Consider the following 436-nt stretch of genomic DNA (forward strand, 5'->3'; position numbering starts at 1 on the left):
AACATCGGACTAACAGCTTTCATTGACCTATTGCAAAATAGAATTAAGCACAAATATGTTAGACAGAATAGATGCAAATTCTGGACCACGAAACTCAAAATTGCGTTAAACTTGCGAAATAAACTCAAGCGCAAACACCAGGAAGCCATACTGAAATGCAAAAGCCAGCAATTTATTGCACGGCAGCACACCGAAATGCGAAAAGCGGAAATATCATTGAGGAAACAATTTCAGAAAGCGAAAAATGCAAGCCTTAGAACGGAAGTTAAACAGGCATGTATGGACGAAACAGGAGCCAAAATATGGAGCCTGGTAAAGAAGATAAGTCCTCAAACCAACAAACGGAGACGAAAGTACGAAACACAGAAAGTTGATGCAAAAGATGAAGCGGAAAAAATAGCAGACAGTTTTGAGTCAATCTACAGCGAAGCAGACA

The 436-nt window shown here is 39.7% G+C and carries 1 protein-coding gene; it reads left to right on the forward strand.

All coding sequences use genetic code 11. The features are described 5' to 3' along the window. Positions 1–195: 195 nt before the first annotated feature. Positions 196–436, forward strand: a 241-nt coding sequence (locus B5P42_RS32240) for a hypothetical protein (RefSeq protein ID WP_220089431.1), incomplete at its 3' end; no start/stop codon positions are given.

Source organism: Bacillus sp. SRB_331 (assembly GCF_003264175.1).
Classification (GTDB): domain Bacteria; phylum Bacillota; class Bacilli; order Bacillales; family Bacillaceae_G; genus Bacillus_A; species Bacillus_A mycoides.